1 protein-coding gene is annotated in these 1,362 nt (G+C 67.6%); it reads right to left on the reverse strand.

The features are described 5' to 3' along the window. Positions 1-21: 21 nt before the first annotated feature. On the reverse strand, positions 22-1,134 hold the full coding sequence (locus tag ACFYRY_RS42935) for an IS110 family transposase (protein ID WP_389158960.1): 1,113 nt from the start codon (positions 1,132-1,134) through the stop codon (positions 22-24). Positions 1,135-1,362 lie beyond the last annotated feature (228 nt).

The following is a 1,362-nucleotide window of genomic DNA, read 5'->3' on the forward strand; positions in this document are numbered from 1 at the left end:
AGGTTGATGCCCCTATGGATGTCAACTCACGGCTCCAGCGGAGTCTGGATGGTCAGCCGCCGTTTCTGAGGGAACGATCAGCCGGTAGATCTCGCGTGCGACATAGCGCTTGAGGCACCTGATGATCTCCCGGCGCGTCTTGCCCTCGGCCAGCCGTCGCTGGAGGTAGTCCCGGGAACGGTCCTCCCAGCGGAGTCGGCTGAGGACGATCCGGTAGAGGGCAGCGTTGGCCTGTCGGTCGCCTCCACGGTTGAGCCGGCGTCGCTGGGTCTTACCGGATGACGCCTCAACGGGGCTGGTGCCGCACAAAGCCGCGAATGATGCCTCGTTGGCGAGGCGCTCGGGGTTGTCACCGGCCGCGACCAGCAGAGTCGCGGCGCTGTCCGGACCCACGCCGCGCACGTCGAGAAGACCGGGGACGCTTGCTTCGACGCCTTCGGCTATGCGCTTGTTGAGGTCGTCGATCTCCTCCGTCAGGTGCTGGATGCGGTGAGCCAGCAGCTTCAGGACGTGTCGCGCGGTGCCTGCAGGGCTTGCGACCTCCGTGTCCCCCAGCTCGGCGCACCGCTTGAAAAGGCGCGGATTGCTCAGCCCGGCCAGCGACTCGCGCAGCGCGGCGTCCGCCGAGACCAGAACGCTCTTGAGCTGGTTGATGGCCTGGGTCCGGGACTTGATCGCGGATCCCTTCGCCAGCTTGAGCAGCCGCAACATCTCGACGCGGCCGTCGCTGGCCTTCGCGGCCGCGGTCGCACGCCCGGACAGCACGGCGCGAGCCGCGGCCTCGGCATCGATGGCATCGGTCTTGCCGCGGCGTCGGCGTACTGCTTTGTCCGGCTGGTTGACCTCGGTCACATCGATGCCCTCGGCGCCCAGGTGGCGGGCCAGCGCGGCGCCGTAGGAGCCAGTGCACTCAACGCCAGCCCGCCGCAGCGTGCCGAACGACCGGGCCCAGGACACGAGTTGACGATATCCATCAGTCGTCGCCGGGAATGTGCGTCCGTCCAGGGCGACGCCGAGAACGGTGACGATGGCTGCCGCGTGGACATCCTTATGCGTGTCGACGCCGAGCAGGACCTCCTCTACAGAATCGGACGGGACGTGACACGGGGCATTGGGCTGCGTGACGCTGGGCAAGGTCGCCTGTCTCCTGATCGCCTCGGGAACGGTGGCCACCCGCCGGGCCGGGGAGGTCAAGACTGTGACGGTGCCTGTCGCGAAGGCCCCTATCGGGACACATCTCCTGCCCGGCGGCAGCCGATACCGCTTCGGGCAGTGACCGACAGATCAACACTCAGGGCACGAAGCCAGTCGTAGCGCGAGTCAGGCCACCGCTCGAAGCGGCACCCGATCATCCTCACAGTC

This window comes from Streptomyces sp. NPDC005263, from assembly GCF_042872365.1.
Lineage (GTDB): Bacteria > Actinomycetota > Actinomycetes > Streptomycetales > Streptomycetaceae > Streptomyces.